The sequence below is a fragment of the Phytoamicus setariae genome (assembly GCF_016722925.1).
In the GTDB taxonomy this organism is placed as follows: domain Bacteria; phylum Pseudomonadota; class Alphaproteobacteria; order Rhizobiales; family Rhizobiaceae; genus Rhizobium_E; species Rhizobium_E setariae.
The window spans coordinates 1-24,243 of sequence record NZ_JAEQNC010000006.1; the positions used below are offsets into that span (position 1 = coordinate 1).

General features: G+C 59.7%; 25 protein-coding genes. 13 read left to right on the plus strand and 12 right to left on the minus strand.

Annotated elements, in window-relative coordinates:
- Positions 1-201: 201 nt before the first annotated feature.
- Entirely contained in the window at positions 202-1,215 is a 1,014-nt protein-coding gene (locus JJB09_RS11830) for a LacI family DNA-binding transcriptional regulator (protein ID WP_201657979.1), read from the minus strand.
- A 108-nt stretch (positions 1,216-1,323) separates the two neighbouring features.
- Between JJB09_RS11830 and JJB09_RS11835 the strand changes: the two genes are divergently transcribed.
- The 10 genes from JJB09_RS11835 to fghA all read left to right on the plus strand — a co-directional run bounded on the left by JJB09_RS11835 (position 1,324) and on the right by fghA (position 13,196).
- Complete coding sequence (locus JJB09_RS11835) at positions 1,324-2,517, plus strand: phytanoyl-CoA dioxygenase family protein (protein ID WP_201657982.1); 1,194 nt, start codon at positions 1,324-1,326, stop codon at positions 2,515-2,517.
- A gap of 91 nt (positions 2,518-2,608) precedes the next feature.
- Positions 2,609-3,430 (plus strand): SDR family oxidoreductase, encoded by an 822-nt coding sequence (locus tag JJB09_RS11840; RefSeq protein ID WP_201657985.1) that lies wholly within the window; start codon positions 2,609-2,611, stop codon positions 3,428-3,430.
- A gap of 187 nt (positions 3,431-3,617) precedes the next feature.
- The gene (locus tag JJB09_RS11845) at positions 3,618-4,775 is read left to right on the plus strand and encodes an ABC transporter substrate-binding protein (RefSeq protein WP_201657988.1); all 1,158 of its coding nucleotides are present in this window, start codon (positions 3,618-3,620) and stop codon (positions 4,773-4,775) included.
- A 278-nt stretch (positions 4,776-5,053) separates the two neighbouring features.
- The gene (locus JJB09_RS11850) at positions 5,054-6,049 is read left to right on the plus strand and encodes an ABC transporter ATP-binding protein (RefSeq protein WP_201657990.1); all 996 of its coding nucleotides are present in this window, start codon (positions 5,054-5,056) and stop codon (positions 6,047-6,049) included.
- A complete protein-coding gene (locus tag JJB09_RS11855) occupies positions 6,046-6,996 on the plus strand; it encodes an ABC transporter permease (protein WP_201657993.1) in 951 nt (316 codons plus the stop codon). Before JJB09_RS11850 ends, JJB09_RS11855 begins: the two co-directional genes overlap by 4 nt.
- Positions 6,986-7,801 carry an ABC transporter permease gene (locus JJB09_RS11860; RefSeq protein WP_201657996.1) on the plus strand — a complete coding sequence of 272 codons (816 nt, stop codon included), beginning with the start codon at positions 6,986-6,988 and terminating at the stop codon, positions 7,799-7,801. Before JJB09_RS11855 ends, JJB09_RS11860 begins: the two co-directional genes overlap by 11 nt.
- A gap of 17 nt (positions 7,802-7,818) precedes the next feature.
- Entirely contained in the window at positions 7,819-9,243 is a 1,425-nt protein-coding gene (locus tag JJB09_RS11865; RefSeq protein ID WP_201657999.1) for a gamma-aminobutyraldehyde dehydrogenase, read from the plus strand.
- A gap of 273 nt (positions 9,244-9,516) precedes the next feature.
- Positions 9,517-10,908: a DegQ family serine endoprotease gene (locus JJB09_RS11870; RefSeq protein ID WP_201658002.1), complete on the plus strand. Its 1,392-nt coding sequence runs from the start codon at positions 9,517-9,519 to the stop codon at positions 10,906-10,908.
- On the plus strand, positions 10,905-12,212 hold the full coding sequence (locus JJB09_RS11875) for a replication-associated recombination protein A (RefSeq protein WP_201658005.1): 1,308 nt from the start codon (positions 10,905-10,907) through the stop codon (positions 12,210-12,212). The genes JJB09_RS11870 and JJB09_RS11875 overlap by 4 nt, the downstream gene beginning before the upstream one ends.
- A gap of 147 nt (positions 12,213-12,359) precedes the next feature.
- Positions 12,360-13,196: an S-formylglutathione hydrolase gene (fghA, locus tag JJB09_RS11880; protein ID WP_201658869.1), complete on the plus strand. Its 837-nt coding sequence runs from the start codon at positions 12,360-12,362 to the stop codon at positions 13,194-13,196.
- Positions 13,197-13,249: 53 nt separating this feature from the next.
- On the opposite strand, the gene JJB09_RS11885 is transcribed toward fghA, so the two are convergent.
- From JJB09_RS11885 to JJB09_RS11935, 11 genes are all read right to left on the minus strand, one after another.
- Positions 13,250-13,777 (minus strand): ClbS/DfsB family four-helix bundle protein, encoded by a 528-nt coding sequence (locus JJB09_RS11885; protein ID WP_201658008.1) that lies wholly within the window; start codon positions 13,775-13,777, stop codon positions 13,250-13,252.
- A 95-nt stretch (positions 13,778-13,872) separates the two neighbouring features.
- Entirely contained in the window at positions 13,873-14,679 is an 807-nt protein-coding gene (locus tag JJB09_RS11890) for a hypothetical protein (RefSeq protein ID WP_201658011.1), read from the minus strand.
- A gap of 118 nt (positions 14,680-14,797) precedes the next feature.
- A complete protein-coding gene (locus JJB09_RS11895) occupies positions 14,798-15,589 on the minus strand; it encodes an ATP12 family chaperone protein (RefSeq protein ID WP_201658872.1) in 792 nt (263 codons plus the stop codon).
- Between the two features lie 11 nt (positions 15,590-15,600).
- On the minus strand, positions 15,601-16,254 hold the full coding sequence (locus JJB09_RS11900; RefSeq protein ID WP_201658014.1) for an HAD-IA family hydrolase: 654 nt from the start codon (positions 16,252-16,254) through the stop codon (positions 15,601-15,603).
- Positions 16,251-17,243 carry an RluA family pseudouridine synthase gene (locus JJB09_RS11905; RefSeq protein ID WP_201658017.1) on the minus strand — a complete coding sequence of 331 codons (993 nt, stop codon included), beginning with the start codon at positions 17,241-17,243 and terminating at the stop codon, positions 16,251-16,253. Before JJB09_RS11905 ends, JJB09_RS11900 begins: the two co-directional genes overlap by 4 nt.
- A gap of 27 nt (positions 17,244-17,270) precedes the next feature.
- Positions 17,271-17,648, minus strand: a complete 378-nt coding sequence (crcB, locus tag JJB09_RS11910) for a fluoride efflux transporter CrcB (protein ID WP_201658020.1) — start codon at positions 17,646-17,648, stop codon at positions 17,271-17,273.
- 141 nt (positions 17,649-17,789) lie between these two features.
- Positions 17,790-18,245, minus strand: coding sequence for a YaiI/YqxD family protein (locus JJB09_RS11915; RefSeq protein ID WP_201658023.1), 456 nt, complete (start codon positions 18,243-18,245; stop codon positions 17,790-17,792).
- 25 nt (positions 18,246-18,270) lie between these two features.
- Positions 18,271-18,435, minus strand: coding sequence for a hypothetical protein (locus JJB09_RS11920; RefSeq protein WP_201658026.1), 165 nt, complete (start codon positions 18,433-18,435; stop codon positions 18,271-18,273).
- 103 nt (positions 18,436-18,538) lie between these two features.
- Positions 18,539-19,075 carry a hypothetical protein gene (locus JJB09_RS11925; protein ID WP_201658029.1) on the minus strand — a complete coding sequence of 179 codons (537 nt, stop codon included), beginning with the start codon at positions 19,073-19,075 and terminating at the stop codon, positions 18,539-18,541.
- Positions 19,076-19,200: 125 nt separating this feature from the next.
- Positions 19,201-20,199: a P1 family peptidase gene (locus JJB09_RS11930; RefSeq protein ID WP_201658032.1), complete on the minus strand. Its 999-nt coding sequence runs from the start codon at positions 20,197-20,199 to the stop codon at positions 19,201-19,203.
- A 96-nt stretch (positions 20,200-20,295) separates the two neighbouring features.
- Positions 20,296-21,369: a branched-chain amino acid ABC transporter substrate-binding protein gene (locus JJB09_RS11935; protein ID WP_201658035.1), complete on the minus strand. Its 1,074-nt coding sequence runs from the start codon at positions 21,367-21,369 to the stop codon at positions 20,296-20,298.
- 141 nt (positions 21,370-21,510) lie between these two features.
- Here JJB09_RS11935 and JJB09_RS11940 point away from each other — a divergent pair, with 141 nt between their 5' ends.
- From JJB09_RS11940 to JJB09_RS11950, 3 genes are read left to right on the plus strand one after another with little or no spacing between them, the layout of a single operon-like run.
- Positions 21,511-22,020, plus strand: coding sequence for a flavin reductase (locus JJB09_RS11940; RefSeq protein ID WP_201658038.1), 510 nt, complete (start codon positions 21,511-21,513; stop codon positions 22,018-22,020).
- A gap of 39 nt (positions 22,021-22,059) precedes the next feature.
- Positions 22,060-22,989: an AAA family ATPase gene (locus JJB09_RS11945; protein ID WP_201658041.1), complete on the plus strand. Its 930-nt coding sequence runs from the start codon at positions 22,060-22,062 to the stop codon at positions 22,987-22,989.
- Between the two features lie 3 nt (positions 22,990-22,992).
- Positions 22,993-24,237 carry a vWA domain-containing protein gene (locus JJB09_RS11950; protein ID WP_201658044.1) on the plus strand — a complete coding sequence of 415 codons (1,245 nt, stop codon included), beginning with the start codon at positions 22,993-22,995 and terminating at the stop codon, positions 24,235-24,237.
- Positions 24,238-24,243: the final 6 nt, after the last annotated feature.

Consider the following 24,243-nt stretch of genomic DNA (forward strand, 5'->3'; position numbering starts at 1 on the left):
GTCGACAAAGCTTCCGACTTTACCGACCTCTTTAATCGTAGCTACTAATCTATAGCAAAACCGCTTCTAGCGGTTCAAGCGCAGCGTTTCAAACCTCCACCTTTGGTGGAGGTCATGACTTTGTCCATGCCTCATCGGCGACAATCGTCGTGGGCGGCAACAACGGCTACGCAGCGCCTTGTCTGGCTCTGGAGGAAGTCGTCACGGCGGGATGTTGAATGGCGTGATGATCGCCAGGGCCGACAGCGCAGGGGCCGCCGATAGCGGGCCCCCGTGGCGAGCCTTCAAAAATGTGCGAAACACCGAGGCAGCGTCGCTGTTGAGGTTGTGATGCAGCACGAAATGTATGCTTTCCTGCCGAAGAAGATCGATGTTGTCCTGATCGAGGTCGTGACCGACGAAACAGGCAATCTGGCGCCCCGCATCACGGAACGCGTCAACGATGGCACGGTTTCCTCCTCCGATCGAATAGACGGAATTGATCGAAGGATTGGCCGCGAGTGCCCGGTGGACCTGTTCACCTGTCGTCCTGTCCCTGCCGTAGCCCTCGCTCAGTTCCACAATTCCCAGCGATGGCCATCGCTCCCGAAACAATCTGCGAAAGCCGATCTCGCGCTCCTCTTCGCCGCGGAACCGGCTGGACGAGAGTGTTACGAGCACGTCTCCGCGTTCGATTTTCGAGCCGATGAGGAAGGCGGCCGTTTCGCCGGCTGCCCGGTTGTCGGAACCGGCATAGGCTATGCGGCGCGAATGTGGAAGGTCGGTCACCAGCGTGATGACGGGAATGCCTGCAGCGTACAACAGGTCAACCGCCTCTGTCACGGCCGGTGTATCCGCAGCCTTCAGCACGACGCCGTGACTGCCGCGCAGCCTTATTTTGTTGAGCAGTGCGATCATGTCATATTCGCGCAGCTGCTCGCTGAAATGAAAGCGGGACCTCAGTGAGACCGGACGGAATGATGCGGCCTCCGATTCGAAAGCGGCGCGAACCGCACTCGAAAAACGGTCCGGGGTTTCCATGACCACGTCGAATGCGTAGGAGCGGCCGGGCGCTGCGCTAGAATTTTCCTGTTGTCTCAGTTCCAAGATTGCGGCTTCGACACGTGCGACCGTCTGTCGTCTGACCCCGCTGCGACCATTGATCACCCGGTCGACCGTCGCCGGGCTTAGCCCAGCCTGAAATGCGATATCCTTGATCAGAAAATCATGCGCCATGGTTCCACCAGATGGGATTTTGATGGGTTTTTGATGGATAGGATGCCTGTCCATAGCACCGTTGAGGCCTATACTCAAACCAACTTCATCCGGTTCAGGGAGGCAACGATGAAAACTGACAATCCAGCCACCGCGCGCACCAATCGCGTATGGTACACCGAGGCCGATTGCGACCTCGAGGACTTTGCCCAGCAGATCGACAGAAAGACCAGTCTGTCCGACTATCCCCATGCGTCGGCGGTTGAGAAGAATATCGTCATTTATGACAGCGCCCATGTATTGGCGGCTGCGGCGACCGAAGCGGGCCGCAAGGCGATCCTGGCGGAAATCTGCGATGTGTTTTCGGCAGGTCCCGGCGTCGCGGTATTCAAGAACGCCTATGCGGATCTGGCTGTTATTGACCGCGCGACACAGGTTTTTGCCGATATCATCAAGGCACAGCATAGTGAAAAAACCGGCGGCGGCGATCATTTCGCCAAACCGGGCGCCAATGATCGCATCTGGAATTCACTGGAAAAGCACTGCCTCGCTGACCCCGGTAACTTCGCGCTTTACTACGCAAATCCGATCATTGCGCTGGCCTCGGAAGCCTGGCTCGGCCCGCACTATCAGATGACCGCACAGGTCAACCGGGTCAATCCGGGTGGCGCAGCGCAAAAGTCACATCGGGATTATCACCTCGGATTCCAGTCGGCTGTAGAGATCGAGCGCTTTCCATCGCATGTGCACCACTTGTCCCCAGTCCTGACGCTGCAAGGCGCAGTGGCCCATTGCGACATGCCATTGGAAAGCGGGCCGACACTGTTCCTGCCCTATAGCCAGCAATACGCACTTGGCTACCTGGTGTCCGGCCGGCAGGAGTTTCAGGATTATTTCGACCAGCACCATGTTCAATTGCCGTTGGCGAAGGGCGATGTGGTGTTCTTCAATCCGGCACTCATTCACGGCGCCGGCACCAACCGTTCGAAAGATATCCTTAGAACGGCTAATCTCTTGCAGGTGTCGTCAGCCTTTGGGCGTGCCATGGAGACGGTCAACCGCGAGCGCATCAGCGAAGCCCTGTATCCGGCCTTGAAATCGATGCTGGCGGATGGCCGCATCGATCAGGTGGGCGCCGACAACGCTATCGCCTCGACCGCCGAGGGCTATTCCTTCCCGACGAACCTCGACCGCGATCCACCGATCGGGGGCCTTGCCCCCAAGACGCAGGCAACGCTGTTCAAAGAGGCGCTGGCGGCTGGCTGGAGCGCGGAGGAGTTTTCGATGGCGCTGGCCGCTCAGGCACTGAAGAAACTGAGCTGAGAAACTATCAAGCTGCCCCTCACCCCAACCCTCTCCCCGCTCAGCGGGGAGAGGGGCAAGAAAACAAAATTCGAAATGGAGGAGGAACGAAATGTCCGAAAATGCAGCCCGCCTTGAGGGCAAGATCGCCGTCGTCACTGGTGGCACGCAGGGGCTGGGCGCCACCGTCGCCCGGCTGTTTGCCGAGCGAGGTGCCGAGGGCATCGTGATCTGCGGTCGCAATCGCGACAAGGGGGAAGCGAAGGCGCGCGAGATTTCCGCCGCCACCGGCGCGCGGGTCGTCTACCAGCAGGCAGATCTTGAAAAGATCGACGATATCAGGGCCGTCATCGCTTGCGCCGACCGGGAGTTCGGTCGCGTCGATGCGCTGGTCAATGCAGCCGCGATCACCGATCGTGGCACGATCCTCGATACCAGCCCCGAACTTTTCGACCGGATGTTTGCCGCCAATGTGCGCGCGCCGTTCTTCCTGATGCAGGAGGCGATCAAGGTGATGCGGAGGGAGGGCATCGAGGGCACCATCGTCAATATCGGCTCGATGTCGGCAAAGGCCGGCCAGCCGTTCATCGCTGCCTATTGCGCATCGAAGGGGGCGCTGGAGACGCTGACCAAGAACACCGCCTATGCGCTGCTGCGCAACCGTATCCGGGTCAACGGCCTCAATATCGGCTGGATGGCATCCGAAGGCGAAGATCGTATCCAGCGGGAATTTCATGGCGCTCCGGCCGATTGGCTCGAAAAGGCAGCCGCCGCCCAGCCCTTTGGCCGTTTGGTCGACCCCGCCGAAGTCGCGCGCGCCTGCGTCTATTTGTCGTCAGCCGAATCCGGCCTGATGACCGGCTCGGTCATATGTCTCGATCAGGCTATCTGGGGCGCATATGACGATTCTCCACATCCCAAGGCTGCGATGTAAGGCTTCTCCCTCCTGAGCCGCATGGATGAACTTGCTTCGACAGGCTGTATATCTCGACGGTCGGGGCGATTTTTCCGTACGGTATCGGAAATTCCGATATCACTTTTCTGAAGAAAGGATTTGCGAAAGCGGCGAAAGTTTGGCTTCATTCATTACGGGAACAAGAGTAATAAAAAGGGAGCACAAGATGAAGACCATTCTGCGATCTACGACCGCACTTATCATTGCCATGAATTTTGCCGGGCAGGCTGTTTCTGCCGAAATGCTCAAGGAAATCGGAGCGGGCGAAGGCCAGGTTTCGATCGTCGCTTGGGCGGGCTACATCGAGCGCGGCGAAACCGACAAGAATTACGACTGGGTCAGCGATTTCGAAAAAAACACGGGCTGCAAGGTCTCGGTGAAGACTGCCGCCACGTCCGATGAAATGGTCACGCTGATGAACCAGGGCGGGTTCGACCTCGTGACTGCTTCCGGCGATGCTTCGCTCCGTCTGGTGGCCGGCAAGAAGGTGCAGCCCATCAATGTCGATCTGATCAAGAGCTGGTCGACCGTCGACAAGCGCCTTCAGGATGCGCCATGGCACACGGTCGAAGGCGTTCACTACGGCACTCCCTATCAGTGGGGGCCGAACGTGCTGATGTACAACACCAAGGTGTTCGGCGATAAGGCGCCCACAAGCTGGGGTGTGGTGTTCGAGGAACAGAACCTGCCGGACGGCAAGACCAACAAGGGCCGTGTCCAGGCTTTTGACGGTCCGATCTACATTGCCGACGGCGCGCTGTTTCTCAAGAAAAAGAATCCTGAACTCGGCATCAAGGACCCCTATGAGCTGAACGAAACGCAGTATGCTGCCGTTCTGGAACTCCTGAAGGGCCAGCGCTCGCTAATCGGCCGCTACTGGCATGACGCAATGGTCCAGATCGACGACTTCAAGAACGAAGGCGTGGTTGCATCCAGCTCCTGGCCATTCCAGGTCAACCTGTTGGAGGCCGACAAGCAGCCGGTCAAATCCGTATTCCCGGTCGAGGGAGCAACGGGATGGGCTGATACCACCATGCTGCATGCCGATGCCAAGAACCCGAACTGCGCCTATATGTGGATGGAACATTCGCTCTCGCCAAAGGTTCAGGGCGACCTCGCTGCCTGGTTCGGCTCGGTTCCGGCCGTTCCTGCAGCATGCAAGGGCAATGCCCTGCTGACAGACGGCGGTTGCGCACATAACGGCTTCGAGAACTTCGACAAGATCAGCTTCTGGAAGACGCCGGTCGCGAAGTGCAGCCAGGGTGAATGCGTTCCCTACCACCGCTGGACGTCTGATTACATCGCAGTGATGGGCGGACAGTAATTTGAGTTAGGGAAGCCGGGCTCAGTGTGGCGCGGCTTCCCCCTCATCCCCGGCGCAACAGGTTGCGCCTGAGCCCTTCGGGCCATCTTCTCTCCGATGGGGAGAAGAAGCAGTCTGCCGGGCTACGGCATTCCTAATTCAGCGCCGCTAGCTCGATGGCCCCTCGGTTGGGGAGGCCGCGAAGCATTTCCTCATCTCCCCGCCGGGGAGAAAGGCCCCCAAGGGCCGGATGAGGGGGTGTTTCACATTTGCTGATAGATAAAATTCGGAGAACCCCCATGGTTTCGGCAGTTTCCTTCCGCGACGTGTCGCGCCATTTCGGCAGCGTCAAGGCGGTCGATAAGGTCAATCTCGATATCGCCGAGGGCGAGTTTTTCGCCATGCTGGGGCCGTCCGGCTCCGGCAAGACTACCTGCCTGAGGCTCGTGGCCGGTTTTGAGCAACCGACCAGCGGTTCCATCGAGGTTTTCGGCGATAATGCCAATGGCGTGCCGCCCTGGAAGCGCAGCGTCAACACGGTGTTTCAGGATTATGCGCTGTTTCCGCACATGAGCATCCTCGACAATGTCGCCTATGGGTTGATGGTCAAGGGCGTAGACAAGCAGACTCGCCAGAAAGCTGCCGAGGAAGCGCTGCATCTGGTAGCTCTTGGTGGCTACGGCACCCGCAAGACCGGCCAGCTTTCGGGCGGCCAGCGCCAGCGCGTCGCGCTCGCCCGCGCGCTCGTCAACAAGCCCAAGGTGCTGCTGCTCGACGAGCCGCTCGGTGCGCTGGATCTCAAGCTGCGCGAACAGATGCAGGAAGAGCTGAAGACGCTGCAGAAGGCGCTCGGGATTACTTTCATTTTCGTGACGCACGATCAGGGCGAGGCGCTGTCGATGGCCGATCGTGTTGCCGTGTTCAACAATGGCGGCATCGTCCAGGTCGGTTCGCCAGAGGATATCTACAAACGGCCGACGACCAAGTTCGTTGCCGATTTCGTCGGCTCCTCGAATGTGCTGCCGCCGGACGTGACTTCGAAACTGATCGGCAAGCGCGCCTGGGCGAGCCTGCGGCCGGAAGCGATAGGCCACGGCCAGGGCAGCGGCCCCTCCGTGACCGGCAAGCTGAAGACTAGAAGCTTCCTCGGCTCGCATGTGCGGCTGGGCGTCGATGTGGAAGGCTTGCGCATTCATGCAAACCTGCCCGCCGACGCACCCGTGCCCGCTGAGGGTGAGGCTGTCACCCTGTGCTTCCCGGTCGAAGCCATTCATTTGTTGGATGACGCGGCATGACGATGACGGCGACAAAACCCGCAGAAACTCCGGCCGACGGCATGCTGGGCCGCCTGTCCGTCACCTTCTGGCGCCGGCCTAAGCTGTTGCTGACGCTGATGCTGGCCCCACCGCTGCTTTGGCTAGGCATCATCTATGTCGGCTCGCTGGTCGCGCTGCTGTTCCAGAGTTTTTTCTCGATCGACGATTTCAGCGGTCTGGTGAACTATGAGCTGACGCTGTCCACCTATGCGCAGCTGTTCCGGGCCTCCAATTTCGACATCATCGTCCGAACCGTGACAATGGCAGCGCTGGTGACGATCGCGGCCGCCATCATCGCCTTTCCGATCGCCTATTATGCGGCACGCTATGCCAAGGGGAGATGGAAGGCCGTCTTCTATCTCGGGGCGATGTTGCCGCTGTGGTCGAGCTATCTCGTCAAGATCTATGCCTGGAAGCTGGTCCTCGCCAAGGAAGGCATTCTGAACTGGCTGTTTGCCAAGCTTAACCTGTCCTGGTTGCTCGACGCCTATCTGTCGATGCCGGTGATTGGCGGCAACTCGCTTTCGGTCAGTTCGACCGGCACGTTCATCGTCTTCGTCTATGTCTGGCTTCCCTATATGATCCTGCCGGTACAGGCCGCACTCGAGCGGGTGCCCTCGAACTTGATCGAGGCATCCTACGATCTCGGCGGCGCGCCGGGTCAGACCTTCCGCCACGTGCTGTTTCCGCTGGCGCTGCCCGGCATTATCGCCGGCTCCATCTTCACGTTCTCGCTGACGCTCGGCGACTACATCATTCCTGGCATCATCGGCTCTTCGCGGCTGTTCATCGGCCAGGCGGTCTATACCCAGCAGGGAACTGCCGGCAACATCCCGCTCGCCGCAGCCTTCTCGGTCGTGCCGATCATCATTATGGCTTTCTACCTGTGGGTGGCCAAGAAGAAGGGGGCATTCGATGCGCTCTGATAAGACCAACTCCGCGCCCATGGCGCTCAAGATTACCGCCGGCGCGGGCCTGATTTTCCTGCAGCTGCCGATCCTGCTGATCTTCGTCTATGCGTTCACGACCGAAGAAAAGAGCTTCAAGTGGCCGCCACCTGGCTTCACGCTGCAGTGGTTCGGCCGTGCCTGGGACCGACCGGATGTTTGGGCGGCGCTGAGCCTGTCGGTACAGGTTGCCACTATCGCCACGGCTATCGCGCTGGTTCTCGGCACTCTGTGCGCCGCAGCCGTCGCCCGGTCCAATTTCTTCGGCAAGGAAGCGATCTCGCTGCTCGTCATTCTGCCGATCGCCTTGCCGGGCATCGTCACCGGTATCGCACTGCGCTCGGCGTTCGGCATCATGGAGATTCCGTTCTCGTTCTGGACGATCGTGCTGGGCCACGCGACTTTCTGCGTCGTCGTTGTCTACAACAACGCGGTCGCCCGTTTCCGCCGCCTGTCGGGTTCGCTGATCGAGGCATCCTATGATCTCGGCGCAAACAGCTTCCAGACCTTCCGCTATGTGATCCTGCCGAACATCGGCACGGCGCTGCTGGCAGGCGGCATGCTGGCCTTCGCGCTGTCGTTCGATGAAGTGATTGTCACCACTTTCACCGCCGGGCAGCAATCGACGCTGCCGATCTGGATGCTCGAAGAACTGATCCGTCCACGCGAGCGGCCCGTGACCAACGTCGTGGCGATGTTCGTGGTCGTCGCGACATTCCTGCCCATTCTGGGGGCCTATTACCTGACCCGTGAAGGCGCGGAGACTGCCGGAGCCGGGAAATGACTGAAGGGAGAAGCACAATGGATACGCAAATGCTGATCGGCTCGCAATTCGAAGCCGGAACCGAGAACGAGGAACAGATCCTCAACCCGAAGACCGGCGAGACCGTGGTCGGCGTCCCGGAAGCTTCGACTGCTCAGATCGATAGGGCTGTCGATGCAGCCGAGATTGCCTTTACCAGTTGGTCTGAAACGACCCCAGCGCAACGGTCCGGATACCTGCTGCAGATCGCCGATGCGATCGAGAAGGACGCTCTCGGTTTTGCCACGCTCGAAGCCCTGAACTGCGGCAAGCCGATCAATGCGGCGCTGAATGATGAAATTCCGGCCATTGTCGATTGCTTCCGCTTCTTTGCCGGGGCGGTTCGTACCCAGCACGGCCCGGTCGCGGCTGAATACCTGCCGGGCTTCACCTCGATGGTCCGCCGCGATGCTGTCGGTGTGGTCGGTTCTATTGCACCCTGGAATTATCCGCTGATGATGGCGGCCTGGAAGCTTGCGCCTGCACTGGCCGGCGGCAACACCATCGTCTTCAAGCCGTCGGAACAGACGCCGCTGACGGCGCTGAAGCTGGCCAAGGTCATGGCGGACATCCTGCCGGAGGGCGTCTTCAATCTGGTCCTTGGCCGGGGCGAGACCACCGGCAACTACTTGATCAATCACCCGAAGATCAACATGGTGTCGATCACCGGCGACGTGGCGACAGGCAAGAAGGTGCTTGCCGCCGCCTCCAAGACGGTGAAGCGGACGCACCTGGAGCTGGGCGGCAAGGCGCCGGTCATCGTTTTCGAGGATGCCGACATCGAGGCTGCCGTTCAGGCGATCAAGATTTTCGGCTACTACAATGCCGGACAGGATTGCACGGCCGCCTGCCGTATCTATGCGCATGAGAAGATCTACGACCGCTTCGTCGCCGACCTTGCCGCCGCCGTATCCTCGATCAAGTACAACCTCGCCGACGACGCCGACAACGAGATCGGGCCGCTGATCTCGCGGCGTCAGCGCGACCGCGTCGCATCTTTCGTCGAAAGGGCATCCGAGCTGGGCCATATGCAGATCGCTGCCGGCGGCAAGCTGGGATCCGACAAGGGCTTCTTCTATCAGCCGACTGTCGTTGCGGGCGCCATGCAGGATGACGAGATCGTCCGCCGCGAAGTGTTCGGACCGGTCGTCTCGGTCACCCGCTTCTCGGACGACGCCCAGGCCATCAACTGGGCAAACGACAGCGACTACGGACTTGCGTCGTCAGTCTGGACCAAGGATGTCTCCAAGGCCATGAAAGCATCGGCCAAGTTGCGCTACGGCTGCACCTGGATAAATACCCATTTCATGCTTACCAACGAGATGCCGCATGGTGGACTGAAACAATCCGGCTATGGCAAGGATATGTCCTCCTACGCGCTGGAAGACTATACTGTCGTTCGCCACGTGATGATCGCGCATTGAACTGATCGCCAAGTACCCCGGCAGTTGTCGGGGTACTTCTTCACCCATCTCTATCCGCCGCTGTACCCCGGCGAATTGCTGTCCGGTACCGAGGACCCGCGCTTCCGAATTCCGTGGGATATCGCTCAGCTCTGGCACTTTCAAAGCCGCGTGACGAATGTTTGCCAGCTTCTGGCCGTCAACGGTGAGGAATTCGCCCATCCATCATTATGCCCCCTTTGCAAGCAGGATGCCGGAGTGCGAAAATGATGCGTTGATAGATAAGGGAATCATATGTTGATCCGGCTCGTGGCACTCGCCCTGACAGGGCTTTCGGTCTTGGTGCATCCAGCAGCCGCCGAGGAGGCGAAGGCCGTGCCGGCCAGCCAGTTGCAGATACAACTTTCGTACGCGCCGCTGGTCAAGGCGATTGCCGGAACAGTGGTGAACGTCTACGCCGACAAGCGCGTCGAGCGCCCTTCGCTGTATTCGGATCCGTTTTTCGAGGAATTCTTCGGCCAGCAGATGCCGAACCGCACCGAAAAGCAAAGCTCGCTCGGCTCCGGCGTGATTATCGATTCCAAGGGACTCGTCATCACCAACAATCATGTTATCAACGGCGCCGATGACATCCGCATCGCTCTGGCAGACGGTCGCGAGTTTCCGGCAAAACTGACATTCAAGGATGAGCGACTGGATCTCGCGGTGCTGCGGGTCGAGGGGGCAACAGGGCTTGCGGCAATGCCGATCGGCGATTCCGATTCCGTAGAGGTGGGCGATTTGGTGCTTGCAGTCGGCAATCCGTTCGGTGTCGGTCAGACCGTGACGTCAGGCATTGTCTCGGCGCTCGCGCGCAGCAAATCCGGCGGCGGTGACTTTTCCTACTTCATCCAGACCGATGCCTCGATCAATCCTGGTAATTCTGGCGGAGCGCTCATCAATATGAAGGGCGAACTGATCGGCATCAACACTGCGATCCTGTCTCGCGATGGCGGCTCAAACGGTATCGGCTTTGCCATTCCCGCCAATCTGGTCAAGGTCTTCGTCGCCGCGGCAGACGGTGGCCAGCCGGGCTTTACCCGTCCTTACATCGGCGCGGCGTTCGAGCCGGTGACATCGGAAGTCGCCGAAGCGTTGGGGCTCAAGATCGCGCGCGGCGCACTTGTCGCTAGCGTTGTCGAGGGTGGTCCAGCCGACAAGGCCGGAATCAAGCCTGGCGATGTGGTGACAGCCGCAAATGGCCATCCTGTCGAGCACCCGGATGCGCTCGGCTACCGCCTGACGACCGCGGGGCTTGGCTCTACAGTAGAATTGTCGCTGTCGCGCAACGGCAAGGAGCGCAGCGCATCGCTGAAGCTGGAGCAGGCGCCTGAAACCACGCCGCGCGACGAACGGCTGATTGATGGCCGCAGTCCTTTTGCCGGTGCGCTGGTCGCCAATCTTTCGCCACGCCTTGCGCAGACGCTGCAAATGCCAGCAGAGGCGACTGGCGTGGTCATCGAGGAAATTTCGCGCGGCTCGCCAGCCGCGAGGATCGGCTTTGAACCGCGCGATATTATCGTGGCAGTCAATGGTGAGAACATCACCAACACGGCCTCGCTGCAGGCGGTGGTTGAAAACGATCCCGGGTTCTGGCGGGTCGAGATTGAGCGTAACGGTCAGCGTATCAGGCAATTCATCCGATGAACGAACTTTTCGCCACGACTGAGACACAAGGTGCGCCGCGGCCGCTCGCCGACAGGCTTCGGCCGAAGTCGCTTGCCGAAGTGTCCGGCCAGCCGCATCTGACCGGCGCGGACGGCGCGCTGACTCGCATGATCGAGTCCAAATCGCTCGGTTCGATGGTGTTCTGGGGGCCGCCAGGAACGGGCAAGACTACCGTCGCTCGGCTGCTTTCCAACGAAACGGATCTCTATTTCGAGCAGATCTCGGCGATTTTTTCCGGCGTTGCCGACCTCAAGAAGGTATTTGAGGCCGCACGCCTGCGTCGCTCGCAAGGGCGCCAGACTTTGTTGTTCGTCGATGAGATCCATCGCTTCAACCGATCCCAGCAGGACAGTTTCCTGCCTGTGATGGAAGATGGCACGATCATCCTTGTCGGTGCCACCACCGAAAACCCGTCATTCGAATTGAACGCGGCCTTGCTGTCGCGGGCCCGTGTGCTGACTTTCAAGTCGCATGACGAGGAAAGCCTGACATTGCTGCTTGGCCGCGCCGAAGCCGAAATGGAGAAGCGGCTGCCGCTCGATGAGGACGCGCGTGCGCTGCTGATCACGCTTGCCGATGGCGACGGGCGCGCGGTGTTGACGCTTGCCGAAGAAGCCTGGCGTGCTGCGCGGGAAGGGGAAGTGTTTGGCCCTGAGGACCTGCTCAAGGTCGTCCAGCGCCGCGCACCGATCTATGACAAAGGCCAGGACGGTCATTACAATCTGATCTCGGCGCTGCACAAATCCGTACGCGGATCCGATCCTGATGCGGCGCTCTACTATTTCGCCCGCATGATCGATGCAGGCGAAAATCCGCTGTTTCTCGGGCGGCGGCTGGTACGGATGGCAGTCGAGGATATCGGTCTGGCTGATCCGCAGGCTCTCGTGGTGGCCAATGCCGCCAAGGATGCCTACGATTTCCTCGGATCGCCGGAAGGTGAACTGGCGCTAGCCAATGCGGTCGTCTATCTGGCCACCGCGCCGAAATCGAATGCGGTCTACACCGCGTTCAAGGCGGCGACCCAAGCCGCAAAATTCAACGGCTCGCTGCTGCCGCCCAAGCACATCCTGAACGCGCCGACCAAGCTGATGACAGAAGAAGGCTACGGGGACGGTTATCGCTACGATCATGACCAGCCGGACGCCTTTTCCGGGCAGGACTATTTTCCGGAGAAAATGGGGCGCCGGCAATTCTACAAGCCGCCGGACCGGGGTTTTGAGCGCGAGATCAACAAGCGCCTGCAATATTGGAACAATTTGCGGCGCGAACGAAACCCGCGATAGCATCAATCGAATTACATATTGCCGGATTGATCGCAGGCAGGATAAAGCCTGCGTGAAAGAACGGTACGACAAGTAGCTGCTTGCTGCCAATCACAGGCCCGTTGCATCGACGGTCCAGACATATCGAGGAGTTGTTCTGTGTCAGAATTGAAAGTCATTTCCGAAGTCACCTCGCACGGGGGCATGCAGGGCGTATATTCGCACGAATCCAAGGCCTGCAACTGCGAAATGACATTCGCCGTGTTCGTGCCGCCGCAGGCTATCGAGCGTCCTTGCCCGGTTCTCTGGTACCTCTCCGGCCTGACCTGCACGCATGCCAACGTCATGGAGAAGGGCGAATATCGCCGGCTGGCCGCAGAACTCGGGCTGATCATCGTCTGCCCCGACACATCACCGCGCGGCAACGATGTCGCCGACGAATTGACCAATTGGCAGATGGGCAAGGGCGCAGGCTTCTATCTCGATGCGACCGAAGCGCCCTGGGCCGAGCATTTCCAGATGTATACCTACATCACAGTGGAACTGCCTGCGCTGATCGGCGCGACGTTCCGCGCCGACATGCAGCGGCAGGGCATCACCGGTCATTCGATGGGCGGCCATGGCGCGCTGACCATCGCGCTGAAATACCCGGATCGTTTCAAGAGCTGCTCGGCCTTCGCGCCCATCGTCCAGCCTTCGACCGCTGACTGGTCGGCTCCGGCTTTCGAAAAATATCTCGGACCGGATCAGTCCACCTGGCGGAAATATGATGCCGTATCGCTCGTGGAGGATGGTGCGGTCTTCCCGGAATTCCTCATCGACCAGGGACTGGCTGACGGATTCCTGCAAACCGGGCTGAGGCCGTGGCTGTTCGAGGAAGCTATCGAAAAGACCGAGATGAAACTGACAATGCGCAATCATGAGCGCTACGATCACTCCTACTACTTCATCTCATCCTTCATGGAAGATCACCTGAAGTGGCACTCCGAGCGCCTCGGCAAGTAATCGGTCTCCAAGTTTCCAGCCTTCGACACACTGCCGAAGGCTGGAGAAAATCGCTATAGATGGGATTTTCCAGGCAGGTTGTTTGCCTTGGACCATCTGCGCAGGCGGCCGCGCGCATTGTCATAAGGGGACGCGGTGTTGAACTGGATCATTCGTCCCATGGTCCATTTTTCATACCAGGGCCGCCCATAAAGCGCCTCGTTGTGCTTGGCCTCGACAATCGACACGATCCGGTCCTTCGCCGTCCGCAGCCGACCCAGAAGTTCGCTATATGCGATGCCGTCATAATCCAGGTAGAATTTCTGCGCGAGCAGCCCGAGTTCGTTCCATTTGAAGCCCGTTTCCGGAAAGTCGATGGAGAGGCCTGCCGCGTCTCTGTCCAGCCATTTGAGCACGAGCTCGTTCCAGCCGATCAGGTAGGACACGAGGTTGCGGACGCTCATTTGCGTGCCCTTCGCATGCCCCTCAAGGTCAAGCGCCGCTGTCAAATGTTCAGGAATGGAATCGAGTTCTTTGAGCAGCTTGTCGAAATTGGTATCGATCGCCTTCAGCAACTCTTCTTTGTCCTGCGGGACGGCCATGTTGATCCCGCCTCAGTAACGGGGCGCTGTGTAACGGGGCGCTGGATCCGGCAGCACTGCGTTGATCGAGTTCAACGAAGGGCGAGCTTGGCTGCTCAGCATTTCTTGTCCATCGTTTCCACGCAAGGCTCGGTCTCGGTTGGCAAAGACTGTGCTTTCGGCTGGATGACGACTTTTGCTTTTGCCCCCGTCTCGAGCGCATTCTCCGCCGGCGCCTGATTGTTGGTCTTCAGCTTGGAATCGGGCAGGATAACGGCCTTGGCCGGCTTTTCCGGATTGACCTTGGTGCGCGAGTTCAGCATCGGATCCTGATCGACGCCGACGCTCGGTGCAGTCTTCAGCGGAACGACAAGTGGCCTTGCGACGGTTTCTCTGACTGCCGGTGCGGGTTCGTCACTCCGCATGCGGGTCGAAAGTTGCGGCGGTTCGGTGGTGGGCGCACGGATGACAGGCTGGCTGAGTGCATAGACGAACCGAAGACGAGCCGCTATCGCCTCGGCGATGGCTTCGTCTGACGTGCGTGCAGAAACAGAGAAGCTGTAGATCTGGTAATTTCGCACCAGGACCGCTTCGCCCGTACCCACATCCGTCAACACGACGCTGACCTCGGACTGAGCGCGGCCCCCATCGATGCCGGTGCCCTTGACGATATTGACGACGTGGATGTTCATGACCGCGCGCGGCATGGGGGCCGGTCGCACAGTGTCCTGTATCGCGCGGTCGAGGCGGCGCTTTATCCCGCGCATGACGGTGTGGGAAATGCCTTCATTGCCGGTTACGACGACGGCGCGGATTTCGAATATCTGTGGGATTTCATCGCTCTGCATCGGTCGCGTCCCACAGGCAGCAACGGTCAGGGCGACAAACACCATAAGTGCGAGTTGCAGACCCGAGCGAAGCATTGGCGAATCCCCTGCGTAAACGATTGCCCGAATGTCGGTAAATATGGTTAGCGAAGGGTTAAGGCTTCGTCGCATAAGTTGCAGTTGCAACGTGGTATCAAGTCCGATCCGCCCTTTATCAGGCAGCCGAGATCGCGCCGAACATGTCGGTTGCGGCCTTCATCTCGGTCCAGCGAGCCCTGCGGCGTGCTTCCGCTTCGGCATCGGTGCCCCATAGCCGGATGTTCCAGTCTTCATCGGCATGTGCGGCTTTCCAAGCCTCTTCTGCCGTGAGCCTGCCTTCGGCAAATGCTAGCGCAATCAACGCAGATCCGGTCAGTGTCGTGACCGTATGCAGTGCCGCGAGTTTCAATGCACTGCGGTGCCTGTCCAGTTTCGAAGCGTAGGCGGCAATAGCCTCTCGGGGCTGCTCCCGGTGAATGATGCCCTGGGCGAGGATGAAGCGTGCGCCGATCGCTTCAGCGGCCCAATAGACGATCGGATCCCAGAGTTCGGCCTGAAACGCCACCAGCGATTCCGGTGCATCTGCCCGATAGCAGACAAGATCCGTGCCGGCGAACTTGACGATATCATCGAACACCGCGTCCATGTCCGGCTCGATACCGTCAATCGCCGTATTGGCAAGGCGTGTCAGCGGCATGCTGGTCGGATTGATTTCCTCGGCCTGTGCATCCCATTCGCGCGCCAGCATTTCGGCTGCCTCGCGTGTGGGAACGGCAAGCTGGCGCTTGCCTGGCGTCTTGATCGGACGCCCGTCGAGCAGGATTGCGTAACCGTTTTCGGTCTCGCTGACCGTGACGTCTTTATAGAAACGCTTCGCCAAAGGCTGCTTCATCTGGATCTGGGCGCGTCGAACTGGATCCGCATCGGAAAGGACCGGAGCCGAAAGGTCGGAAAAGATATCGCGCATGGACATTGCAATCACCCGATATGGTCGAGAATTTCGTGGGGGAAGTTGACGATGACATCGGCACCGGAACTGTTGAGTTCTTCGACGGCACAATAGCCCCAGGACACGCCAATGGCTCTGGCGCCGGCGGATTTCGCCATCATCATATCATAGATGGCATCACCGATAACCAACGTGTTAGCCGGATCGACGCCGGCTTCGGCGCAGCATTCCAGCACCATGGCAGGATGCGGCTTCGACGGGCATTCGCTGGCGGTCCGCGATACGACGAAAGAAGTGTGGAAGCCGTGCGTTTCAGCGGTGTGGGTAAGACCCTTGCGGTCCTTGCCGGTTACGGCGCCGATCAGCACGTCGTCACGGGCTCCAAGCGCCGCCAACAGGTCGGCGATGCCTTCGAACATCGGCTCCTGGAATTCAGGCTCCATGCGCACCGGCTGGTAGATGTCCTTGTAGTGCCGGGTCATCGCCAGCACGTGGTCATCGACCTCGCCATGTCCCATGATGCGGGCGATGGCCGCATCGAGGGTCAGGCCGATGATCGATTTCGTCGCGGCGTAATCCGGGCGTTCGAGGCCGTGATGCAGAAACGTCCGCACCATCACCTCATGGATCAGCCGGCCGCTGTCCACCAGCGTGCCGTCGCAATCGAAAAGGACTAGTTTCATTCCTCGAAATCCCCGCCGCTGGCTTCATCGAAGCCCAGCAGGTTCCAGGTCTGTACCATATGCGGCGGCAATGGTGCCGTGATGCGCAGGCGGCCGCCATCGGGATGCGGCACGTCGATGTGGCGCGCATGCAGATGCAGCTTGTTCTGGACGCCGCCAGGGAATGTCCAGCCCTGTTCGGCTTCGAAATACTTCGGGTCGCCGATGATCGGATGACCGATATGGACGGCGTGAACGCGCAACTGATGAGTACGGCCGGTATAGGGCTGCATTTCCAGCCAGGCGAGGTTTTGACCGGCCTGTTCGATGACCTTGAAGTAGGAGATGGCATGGTCGGCGCCGGCTTCGCCGTGCTTGGCGGTGCGCATGCGGTCGCCGTCCAGGGTCTGTTCCTTGACGAGCCAGCTCGATACCTTGCCCTCGGCCGGGCGGGGCACACCCTTGACCAGTGCCCAATAGATCTTCTGCGTATCGCGCTCGCGGAAGGCCGCAGTCAGTGCTTGGGCTGCGCCGCGTGTGCGGGCAACCACCAGCACGCCTGACGTGTCCCGGTCGAGGCGGTGGCAAAGCCGAGGCTTTTCGCCCCTCGGGCTCGTCCAGGCCTCCAGCATCTTGTCGATGTTGCGGTAGACGCCCGAGCCGCCCTGCACCGGCAGCCCGTGCGGCTTGTTCAGCACGATGACCTTCTTGTCCTCATAGAGAACCATGCGCGACAGGAGTTCATGGTCGGTGGAATGAGAGAGTTCCTTGCCGCTGAGCGGCTTGCCCGACTTCTTCTCATCGACATCGATCGGCGGTATGCGAACTGTCTGGCCGGGCTGGACGCGGCTGTCGGATTTCACCCGGCCGCCATCGACACGGACCTGGCCCGAGCGCAGTAGCTTCTGCAGCGCGCCGAATCCGAGGCCCGGATAGTGAACTTTGAACCAGCGGTCGAGCCGCATTCCGGCCTCATCGCCGCCAACTTGCTTATGTTCTACGCCTGCCATGTCTCATATATCCTTTTGCCGCAGGCTTTAGAGCAAAGCGCGCATAAGCGCCAGCCCCGCAAATACAGCAAGCAGCGAAACCAGCATGCTTGCTGTCACATAGGCCAGTGCTGGCAGGATGGCGCCGCGCTCGACCATGACGGCGACATCGAGGGAAAAGGCCGAAAATGTGGTGAAGCCACCGAGGAAGCCAGTGATGATCAACAGCCGCAATTCATGCGAGGCGTCAAAGCGCCGGGCGATCAGCTCGGCGAAGATCCCGATCGCCAGTGACCCGATCGTGTTGACGACAAGCGTACCCCAGGGAAAGCTGGGTCCGAAAAGTTTCAGGGTCATGTGACCGGTGAGGTAACGGGCAACGGAGCCGGTCGCTCCGCCAATGGCGACGAGGAGGATGTTCAGCATGGCACTTTATAGAGCCAAACCGGACGTGGAATCGAGATCAATCTGTCAATGGAATATACGAAAGTGCGAGCCCCGTGCGAGCCATGATCTGCCGAGGCGAGGGCTTGAATGGGACGTTGAAATGGATCTTGTCCGCAGACCCTAGGCGCCAGCTTTTGCGCGGCGGCAAAGCTTTTCAAGCGTTTCCAGAAATGCCGAACGGTCGCGCGGGCTGAAGGCTGCGTTGTAGCCTTTGCTCTCACCGGTCTCGCGCAGATGCTGGCCCAGGTCGCGCATGGCTGAGGCCATGCCGATGTTCTTTTCATCGAAGACGCGGCCGGTGGGACCGGTGACATGTGCACCCTTGGCCACGCACCGAACCGCAAGCGGCACGTCGGCCGTGATGACGATGTCGTTGGGATTGGTGTTGTCTGCGATCCAGTTGTCGGCGGCATCGAAGCCGGCCGATACAATGATATTGCGTACCATCGGGTCGCGCGATGGCCGCAGACCCGAATTGGCCACCAGTGTCACTCTCAAGCCGTGTCGTTCGGCAACCTTGAGGATTTCCGGCTTGACGGGGCAGGCATCGGCGTCGACGTAAATCTCTATACTCATGCGCCGATGTCTGCCTTCACGTTATTTACTTTCGTAACCAGTTTTCGGACGAGGCCTTGTTGGAACCCGAATAGGTCCATACGCCCTGCCATTGTCCGTCCGGCTGCTTGAAATACATCACCATGCCGAACGTCGTGCCGGAAACATAGCCCACCGATAGTGCCGTGTCACCAGCGCCGGCAGATCCCATCTCGAAACGGTCTCCGACGAACTTGGCACCGAGGCCTGTACCGATATATTCGGCTCCGCCGACGTACCCGATTTGGTGAAGGTTTCGGGCGCTAACGCCGCTGCTATTGATTCGGACTCGACTGGACGGGCAGGGGTGCAGACAGCGACCGCGTCGCCTTTACGTCCGGTGTCTCGACCTTCAGCAACATCGCCTCGGGTTCCTGCCTCTCGGGTTCCTTCTTTGTTATCGTTTTTGGTACCGTAGAGGTCCATGTCTCGGTCGCTGACTTTTCTTCTCCCTCAAGGGCCCATACGCCATGCCAGACGCCGTCCGCATCTTCGGTGTAAAGCGCAATTCCAGCACCTTCGCCGGAGTTGTAGGCTATGGAGATCACGTTATCCTGCGGACTTGCAGGCCCTAGCCGGTAACTGCTGCCAACTGTGTGGCCACCCAGGCCGATGCCGATGGTTTCTGTCTCACCAACCGTCCAGACCACCTTGTAGGTTTCTCCCGTGCGGGTCACACTGACAGTGCCGGTGTAGTCGCCGCTGTCGTCCGGATTGGTCCCCTGCACTTTGAATTTACCCACAGGGTCGGCGAGGGCTGCTGACGCCGTCGCGACGGCAACGAGCGTAACAGCTATCAATTTGAGGCGCATTCTAATCTCCGGTGTCGAAATCGCTTTGCAATAAAGTGGTGGTCTGCATTCCGTGCCGCTGTCGGGTACTGCGGAAGCATAGAAGCGAGGGTTTTATTCGCCGTTAACGGCGACAGTGCGCGACATCACTGCCTCCAGACCGGCATCACATCGCCCTCTTCGACAGTCGCGTCATGAACGCCGCGTGCCACCGCCCGCGCCATGGTCGATGCGGCGGCGGCCGAAAGGATGATGAAATCTTCCGCTGTGATTGCCTTGCCGGATGCCCCGGTCGCCAACGCAAAAATCAGGTCACCATCCATGGGCGTGTGGGAGGGCCAGAGCGCGTGCGCAAAGCCGTCATGGGCTGATATCGCCAGCCGCTTTGTCTCCGCCTTCGTCAGCACCGCATCAGTAGCGATTACGCCGATAGTGGTGTTGGCCTCTTTGGGTTGGCTGAGACTAAGCTTGGTACGGATTTCCTTCATCTCGGGCGTCAGTGTGGTCGGCAGGCCAAGTGCGCCGAATTCGCCGTCGATCTCGAACCCGGCGGCCCGGAAATGTTTCGTCTGGCCCCACGTGGCGGAACCAAGTGCGTTGACCGCAACGAGTGCGCCGACCGTCACGCCGTTATCCAATATTGTCGAAGCCGATCCCAGCCCGCCTTTGAGGCCTGCGGTCAGAGCTCCGGTTCCCGCGCCGGCGCTGCCGGTCGAAAAAACTTCGTTCGCCGTGAGTGTGGCTTGGTATCCTAGGTCGCGGTAGGGTGGATACAGCCCCCAATCCTTATTGCCTCCATTGAGAAGGTCGAACAGGATGGCAGCCGGGACAATCGGCACACGCATGGGCCCGACAGCGAAGCCGCGCCCCATTTCGCGTAGCGCCGCCTGTGCCCCCGAAGCAGCATCAAGCCCGAAAGCGGAACCGCCAGACAAAACGATGGCGTCGACCGTCTGGACAGTGTTGTGAGGTTCGAGCAGGTCGGTTTCGCGCGTACCCGGCGCGCCCCCCATCACATGCACCGCCGCCGTCGTGACGAGGTCGCAGACCACGACCGTGACACCGGATTTCAGGGCACAGTCGGAGGCATTGCCGACTCTTAGGCCGACTACGTCGGTGATCAGGTTTTTGTTGCCTCTTTTCATGTGCTTTGGCCTCGTATGCGGCAGGCCAGGCATATCGCCCGGCTCTTTACTTGATATATAAGGTTTTCCTTATAACTATATGAATCGAATCCGTTATCACTCGGTAACCGCTGGCGAAACAAAACTGCTGCCGTTCCATTGAAGCAGGACAAACGGGTTGGTTGCCAGTTCGTGCTTTCCTGTAAACATGATTGGGCCGACAGTTGTTTCAAACGGCGTTTCCACCAGCGCCTGCGTCAGTGGTGCGCCGCTGCCGCTGGCGATCTCGTAGGCGTCGGTGAGGATCGTGACGGCTGCATGGGCAGGCAGCACATATCCGTCGGCCGGCTTCTCCTTGGCCTTCAGCGCCTCGTACGCGGCCTTGGCGAAGGGAAAGGTTGCATAATCAGGCAAGGTCACGGCGAAAACACCCTTCTCAAGCGGCACCAACTGGTCAGCCGCGTTCAGCGCGTCTCCTCCCATAAAGACCATGGGTAGATTTGCTGCTTTTGAATCGCGGGCCATGATCGACATGTCGTTGCGATCGGCGGCGGCAAAGACATGTGTGACGCCGGCCTTGGCGAGGCGTCGGATCAGTTGCGTCTGGACTTCCTGTGCCGGGCGGAAATTGTCAATGAACGCAGCCTTCATTCCCTTTTGTTCAAGTGCTTCCCGTATCGTTTCGGCGGTTTCGCGGCTGGTGATCGTCCCATCGTCCAGTATTGCGAACGGCTGATCCTTCCAGTTTTCGAAGATTGCCTCGATGATCTTTTCGCGCTCTGCGGTGGGTGAGGGTGCCAGCCGGAAAAGTGGCCATCCTTTCTTGATGGCATCTTCCATGAGAATTGAAGAGCGCACGGAAAGCGTTATCGCCGGAATCGCCGCGCCGGTGAGTGTGGGCAGGGCGCCTTCCAGCGAATCCGTGCAGAGGAAGCCGATTGCGGCAACCGCCTGTGCCTGCCGGATTTTTTCGGCCAGCGCCGCACCGGAGTTTTCCGCGCAGCTTTCGTCAATGATCACCAGTGAGGTGCGGTCGCCCGCTGCCAGTTGCGCGCCTTCGACAATCTGGGCGCCGAGGATGGCGAGGTTGCCTGCCTGCGGCGCAACGACGGCAATCTTGAGCGAGCCGCCATAGGCGATCGATGGCAAGATCGACAGGACAAGAAACAGTGACAGACGTCGGAGGGACATAAATGGATTCCAGTTCGCTGCGCCTGAGTCTAGCCGCGACGGATTGTTTCGCAAGCTGAATGGCCCTACATCCTGAAAAATGTTGCGGTTTTCACCATGGCTGTTTCGAATTCTTCAATCCTTGCCCTATATAAGGTCGACATGCTGAATCGTAATCTGGCAGAGCTGTCCGTGGCCGATGGCAAACTTTATCGCGACGCGATGGCCCGTTATGCGGGTCATGTGCAGGTCGTGACCACCATCCTGAACGGTGAACGCCGTGGTGTTGCGATCACTGCCGCTTGCTCGGTTTCGGACAGTCCCCCGACGGTGCTCGTTTGCCTCAATCACAATAACGAGAAGAACCGGCTTTTCTTCGAAAGCGGCATCTTTGCGCTCAATTCACTTTCCGCCCACCATCAGCAGCTCAGCCACGCATTTTCCGGGCTCGAGAAACTGTCGATGGAGGAGCGTTTCGCCAAGGGCAACTGGGATACGCTGATCACCGGCGCGCCGGCACTTGCCGATGCGATCGCGACCTATGACTGTCGTGTGGTCAAGCTGGTTCCACATGCGACGCATACGATTTTGATCGGCGAAGTCGCAGCCATGCGACTGGGCGGCAAGAATCCGGCTCTCGTCTATATGGACCGATCTTACCATACGCTATAATCTCCAGGGGATTGTCCGCCCGGCATCCGTGGAGCCATTATGAGCCAATTTCCCAAACAGGCACTTCCTGCCACGATCGATGAAACGATCGCGATGCTGGAAGCGCATGACTACCTTGCCGGTCGTTCGCTGGCCACGGTTCTGTTTCTTGCATTGAAGCTGAAGCGTCCGCTTTTTCTCGAAGGGGATGCGGGCGTCGGCAAGACGGAGATCGCCAAGGTGCTGTCAAAAGCGCTAGGGCGCGATCTGATCCGGCTGCAGTGTTATGAAGGGCTGGACGTTTCGTCGGCCGTCTATGAATGGAACTATCCCGCGCAGATGCTCGACATCCGGATTGCGGAGGCCGAAGGCGTCCGGGACCGGTCGCGGCTCGAAACCGATCTGTTCTCGGAAAAGCACCTCATTCGCCGCCCGGTTCTACAGGCGTTGTCGGCGTCTACAGGTGGCGCGCCGGTTTTCCTGATCGACGAACTCGACCGCACTGATGAAGCGTTCGAGGCGTTCCTGCTGGAAATTCTGTCAGATTACCAGGTAACCATACCGGAGCTCGGCACAGTAAAGGCTAATGAGCCGCCTATCGTCATCATCACCACCAACCGCACCCGCGAAGTGCATGACGCGCTCAAGCGCCGCTGCCTCTATCACTGGGTGGACTATCCTTCCTCGGCAATGGAACTGGCGATCATCCGCCGCAAAGTGCCCGGCTGCAACGAGCGGCTGGCCAGCGAGATCGTTGCCTATGTGCAAAAGCTTCGGACGCTGGACCTGTTCAAGAATCCGGGCATTGCTGAAACGATCGACTGGGCGACCGCGCTGGTCGAACTCGATCGCGTGGCACTCGATCCCGAGACGATCTCCGACACGGTCGGGGCGCTGCTGAAATACCAGGACGACATTGCCCGTATCAACGGTTCGGAAGGCCGCCAGACGCTCGATGCGGTAAAGGCCGAGCTGAGAGCCGTAGGCTAGACGATGGAGCCGGCAGCCAACAGCGACGGGATCGTTATGCCTCCGCTCGCGGTCGGTGACGGCCGGTTCGCCGATAACATTGTCTATTTCGGTCGTGTACTGCGGCGTGCAGGCCTCAAGATCGGCCCCGCCGCCATCGTCGACGCGATCGAAGCGGCTGAGGCGATCGGTATCGGTTCGCGCGAGGAGTTTTACACCGCGCTATTCTGCAACTTCGTCAAGCGGCACGAAGACAAGCCGGTTTTCGATGAAGCCTTCCAGATCTTCTGGCGACCGCGTGATTTCGACAGCAAACTCATCCAGATGCTCTCGCATATGACACCGGACATCGGCGAGAAAGACAAGCCGAAGCCGGCAGCCGCGCGCGTTTCGGAATCGCTTTATTCCGAGCGCCCGGAACGTCCACGCGAGCGCGAGGAAATCGAGATCGATGCGCGCTTTTCCGTGTCGGAACGCGAGGTTTTCCGCAAGACCGATTTTGCCCAGATGACGGCACGAGAACTGGCCGAAGCCCGCCAGCAGCTTTCCAGGCTCATTCTGCCGATGGACGAGGTGCGCACGCGGCGCTACCAGCCATCGAACCGGGTCGCGCGGATCGACCCGCGCGCCACGCTGCGCGCTGCGATGAAAACCGGTGGAAGCCTGATCCTGCCGAAGTGGCGCAAGCCGAAGACCGTGCATCCGCCACTGGTCATTATCGCCGATATTTCCGGCTCGATGAGCCAGTACACACGGATTTTCCTGCATTTCATGCATGTGCTGACCGAGCGCAGGCGACGCGTGCATACATTCCTGTTCGGCACACGCCTGACCAACGTCACCCGAGCAATGCGCCATCGGGATCCGGACGAGGCCGTCGCCATGTGTTCAGCGGCCGTCAAGGATTGGTCGGGCGGCACGCGGATCGGCGAAACGCTCAAGGAATTCAATCGACTGTGGGCGCGGCGCGTCCTGTCGCAGGGGGCGATCGTGCTGCTGATCACCGATGGGCTCGAACGGGACGATGCCGAACTGCTCGGCCGCGAGACCGACAGGCTGCATCGTTCCTGTCGGCGGCTGATCTGGCTCAATCCGCTGCTGCGCTATGACGGGTTCGAGGCGCGGGCGCGGGGTGTCCGCGCCATGGTGCCGCATGTTGACGAATTGCGGGCGGTGCATAATCTCGAGGCAATTGGCGATCTTGCAGAGGCGCTTTCAGGTGCAATCGGCAAGAATTCCGATCCGAAGCGATTTACGGCGTCCAGTTGAGGAGGC

What these genes read in the sequence shown, in the direction of transcription:
- JJB09_RS11830 (WP_201657979.1), bottom strand. Translation starts at nt 1,215, where the DNA reads ATGGCGCATGATTTTCTGATCAAGGATATCGCATTTCAGGCTGGGCTA.
- JJB09_RS11835 (WP_201657982.1), top strand. Translation starts at nt 1,324, where the DNA reads ATGAAAACTGACAATCCAGCCACCGCGCGCACCAATCGCGTATGGTAC.
- JJB09_RS11840 (WP_201657985.1), top strand. Translation starts at nt 2,609, where the DNA reads ATGTCCGAAAATGCAGCCCGCCTTGAGGGCAAGATCGCCGTCGTCACT.
- JJB09_RS11845 (WP_201657988.1), top strand. Translation starts at nt 3,618, where the DNA reads ATGAAGACCATTCTGCGATCTACGACCGCACTTATCATTGCCATGAAT.
- JJB09_RS11850 (WP_201657990.1), top strand. Translation starts at nt 5,054, where the DNA reads ATGGTTTCGGCAGTTTCCTTCCGCGACGTGTCGCGCCATTTCGGCAGC.
- JJB09_RS11855 (WP_201657993.1), top strand. Translation starts at nt 6,046, where the DNA reads ATGACGATGACGGCGACAAAACCCGCAGAAACTCCGGCCGACGGCATG.
- JJB09_RS11860 (WP_201657996.1), top strand. Translation starts at nt 6,986, where the DNA reads ATGCGCTCTGATAAGACCAACTCCGCGCCCATGGCGCTCAAGATTACC.
- JJB09_RS11865 (WP_201657999.1), top strand. Translation starts at nt 7,819, where the DNA reads ATGGATACGCAAATGCTGATCGGCTCGCAATTCGAAGCCGGAACCGAG.
- JJB09_RS11870 (WP_201658002.1), top strand. Translation starts at nt 9,517, where the DNA reads ATGTTGATCCGGCTCGTGGCACTCGCCCTGACAGGGCTTTCGGTCTTG.
- JJB09_RS11875 (WP_201658005.1), top strand. Translation starts at nt 10,905, where the DNA reads ATGAACGAACTTTTCGCCACGACTGAGACACAAGGTGCGCCGCGGCCG.
- JJB09_RS11885 (WP_201658008.1), bottom strand. Translation starts at nt 13,777, where the DNA reads ATGGCCGTCCCGCAGGACAAAGAAGAGTTGCTGAAGGCGATCGATACC.
- JJB09_RS11890 (WP_201658011.1), bottom strand. Translation starts at nt 14,679, where the DNA reads ATGCTTCGCTCGGGTCTGCAACTCGCACTTATGGTGTTTGTCGCCCTG.
- JJB09_RS11895 (WP_201658872.1), bottom strand. Translation starts at nt 15,589, where the DNA reads ATGCGCGATATCTTTTCCGACCTTTCGGCTCCGGTCCTTTCCGATGCG.
- JJB09_RS11900 (WP_201658014.1), bottom strand. Translation starts at nt 16,254, where the DNA reads ATGAAACTAGTCCTTTTCGATTGCGACGGCACGCTGGTGGACAGCGGC.
- JJB09_RS11905 (WP_201658017.1), bottom strand. Translation starts at nt 17,243, where the DNA reads ATGGCAGGCGTAGAACATAAGCAAGTTGGCGGCGATGAGGCCGGAATG.
- crcB (WP_201658020.1), bottom strand. Translation starts at nt 17,648, where the DNA reads ATGCTGAACATCCTCCTCGTCGCCATTGGCGGAGCGACCGGCTCCGTT.
- JJB09_RS11915 (WP_201658023.1), bottom strand. Translation starts at nt 18,245, where the DNA reads ATGAGTATAGAGATTTACGTCGACGCCGATGCCTGCCCCGTCAAGCCG.
- JJB09_RS11920 (WP_201658026.1), bottom strand. Translation starts at nt 18,435, where the DNA reads ATGGGATCTGCCGGCGCTGGTGACACGGCACTATCGGTGGGCTATGTT.
- JJB09_RS11925 (WP_201658029.1), bottom strand. Translation starts at nt 19,075, where the DNA reads ATGCGCCTCAAATTGATAGCTGTTACGCTCGTTGCCGTCGCGACGGCG.
- JJB09_RS11930 (WP_201658032.1), bottom strand. Translation starts at nt 20,199, where the DNA reads ATGAAAAGAGGCAACAAAAACCTGATCACCGACGTAGTCGGCCTAAGA.
- JJB09_RS11935 (WP_201658035.1), bottom strand. Translation starts at nt 21,369, where the DNA reads ATGTCCCTCCGACGTCTGTCACTGTTTCTTGTCCTGTCGATCTTGCCA.
- JJB09_RS11940 (WP_201658038.1), top strand. Translation starts at nt 21,511, where the DNA reads ATGCTGAATCGTAATCTGGCAGAGCTGTCCGTGGCCGATGGCAAACTT.
- JJB09_RS11945 (WP_201658041.1), top strand. Translation starts at nt 22,060, where the DNA reads ATGAGCCAATTTCCCAAACAGGCACTTCCTGCCACGATCGATGAAACG.
- JJB09_RS11950 (WP_201658044.1), top strand. Translation starts at nt 22,993, where the DNA reads ATGGAGCCGGCAGCCAACAGCGACGGGATCGTTATGCCTCCGCTCGCG.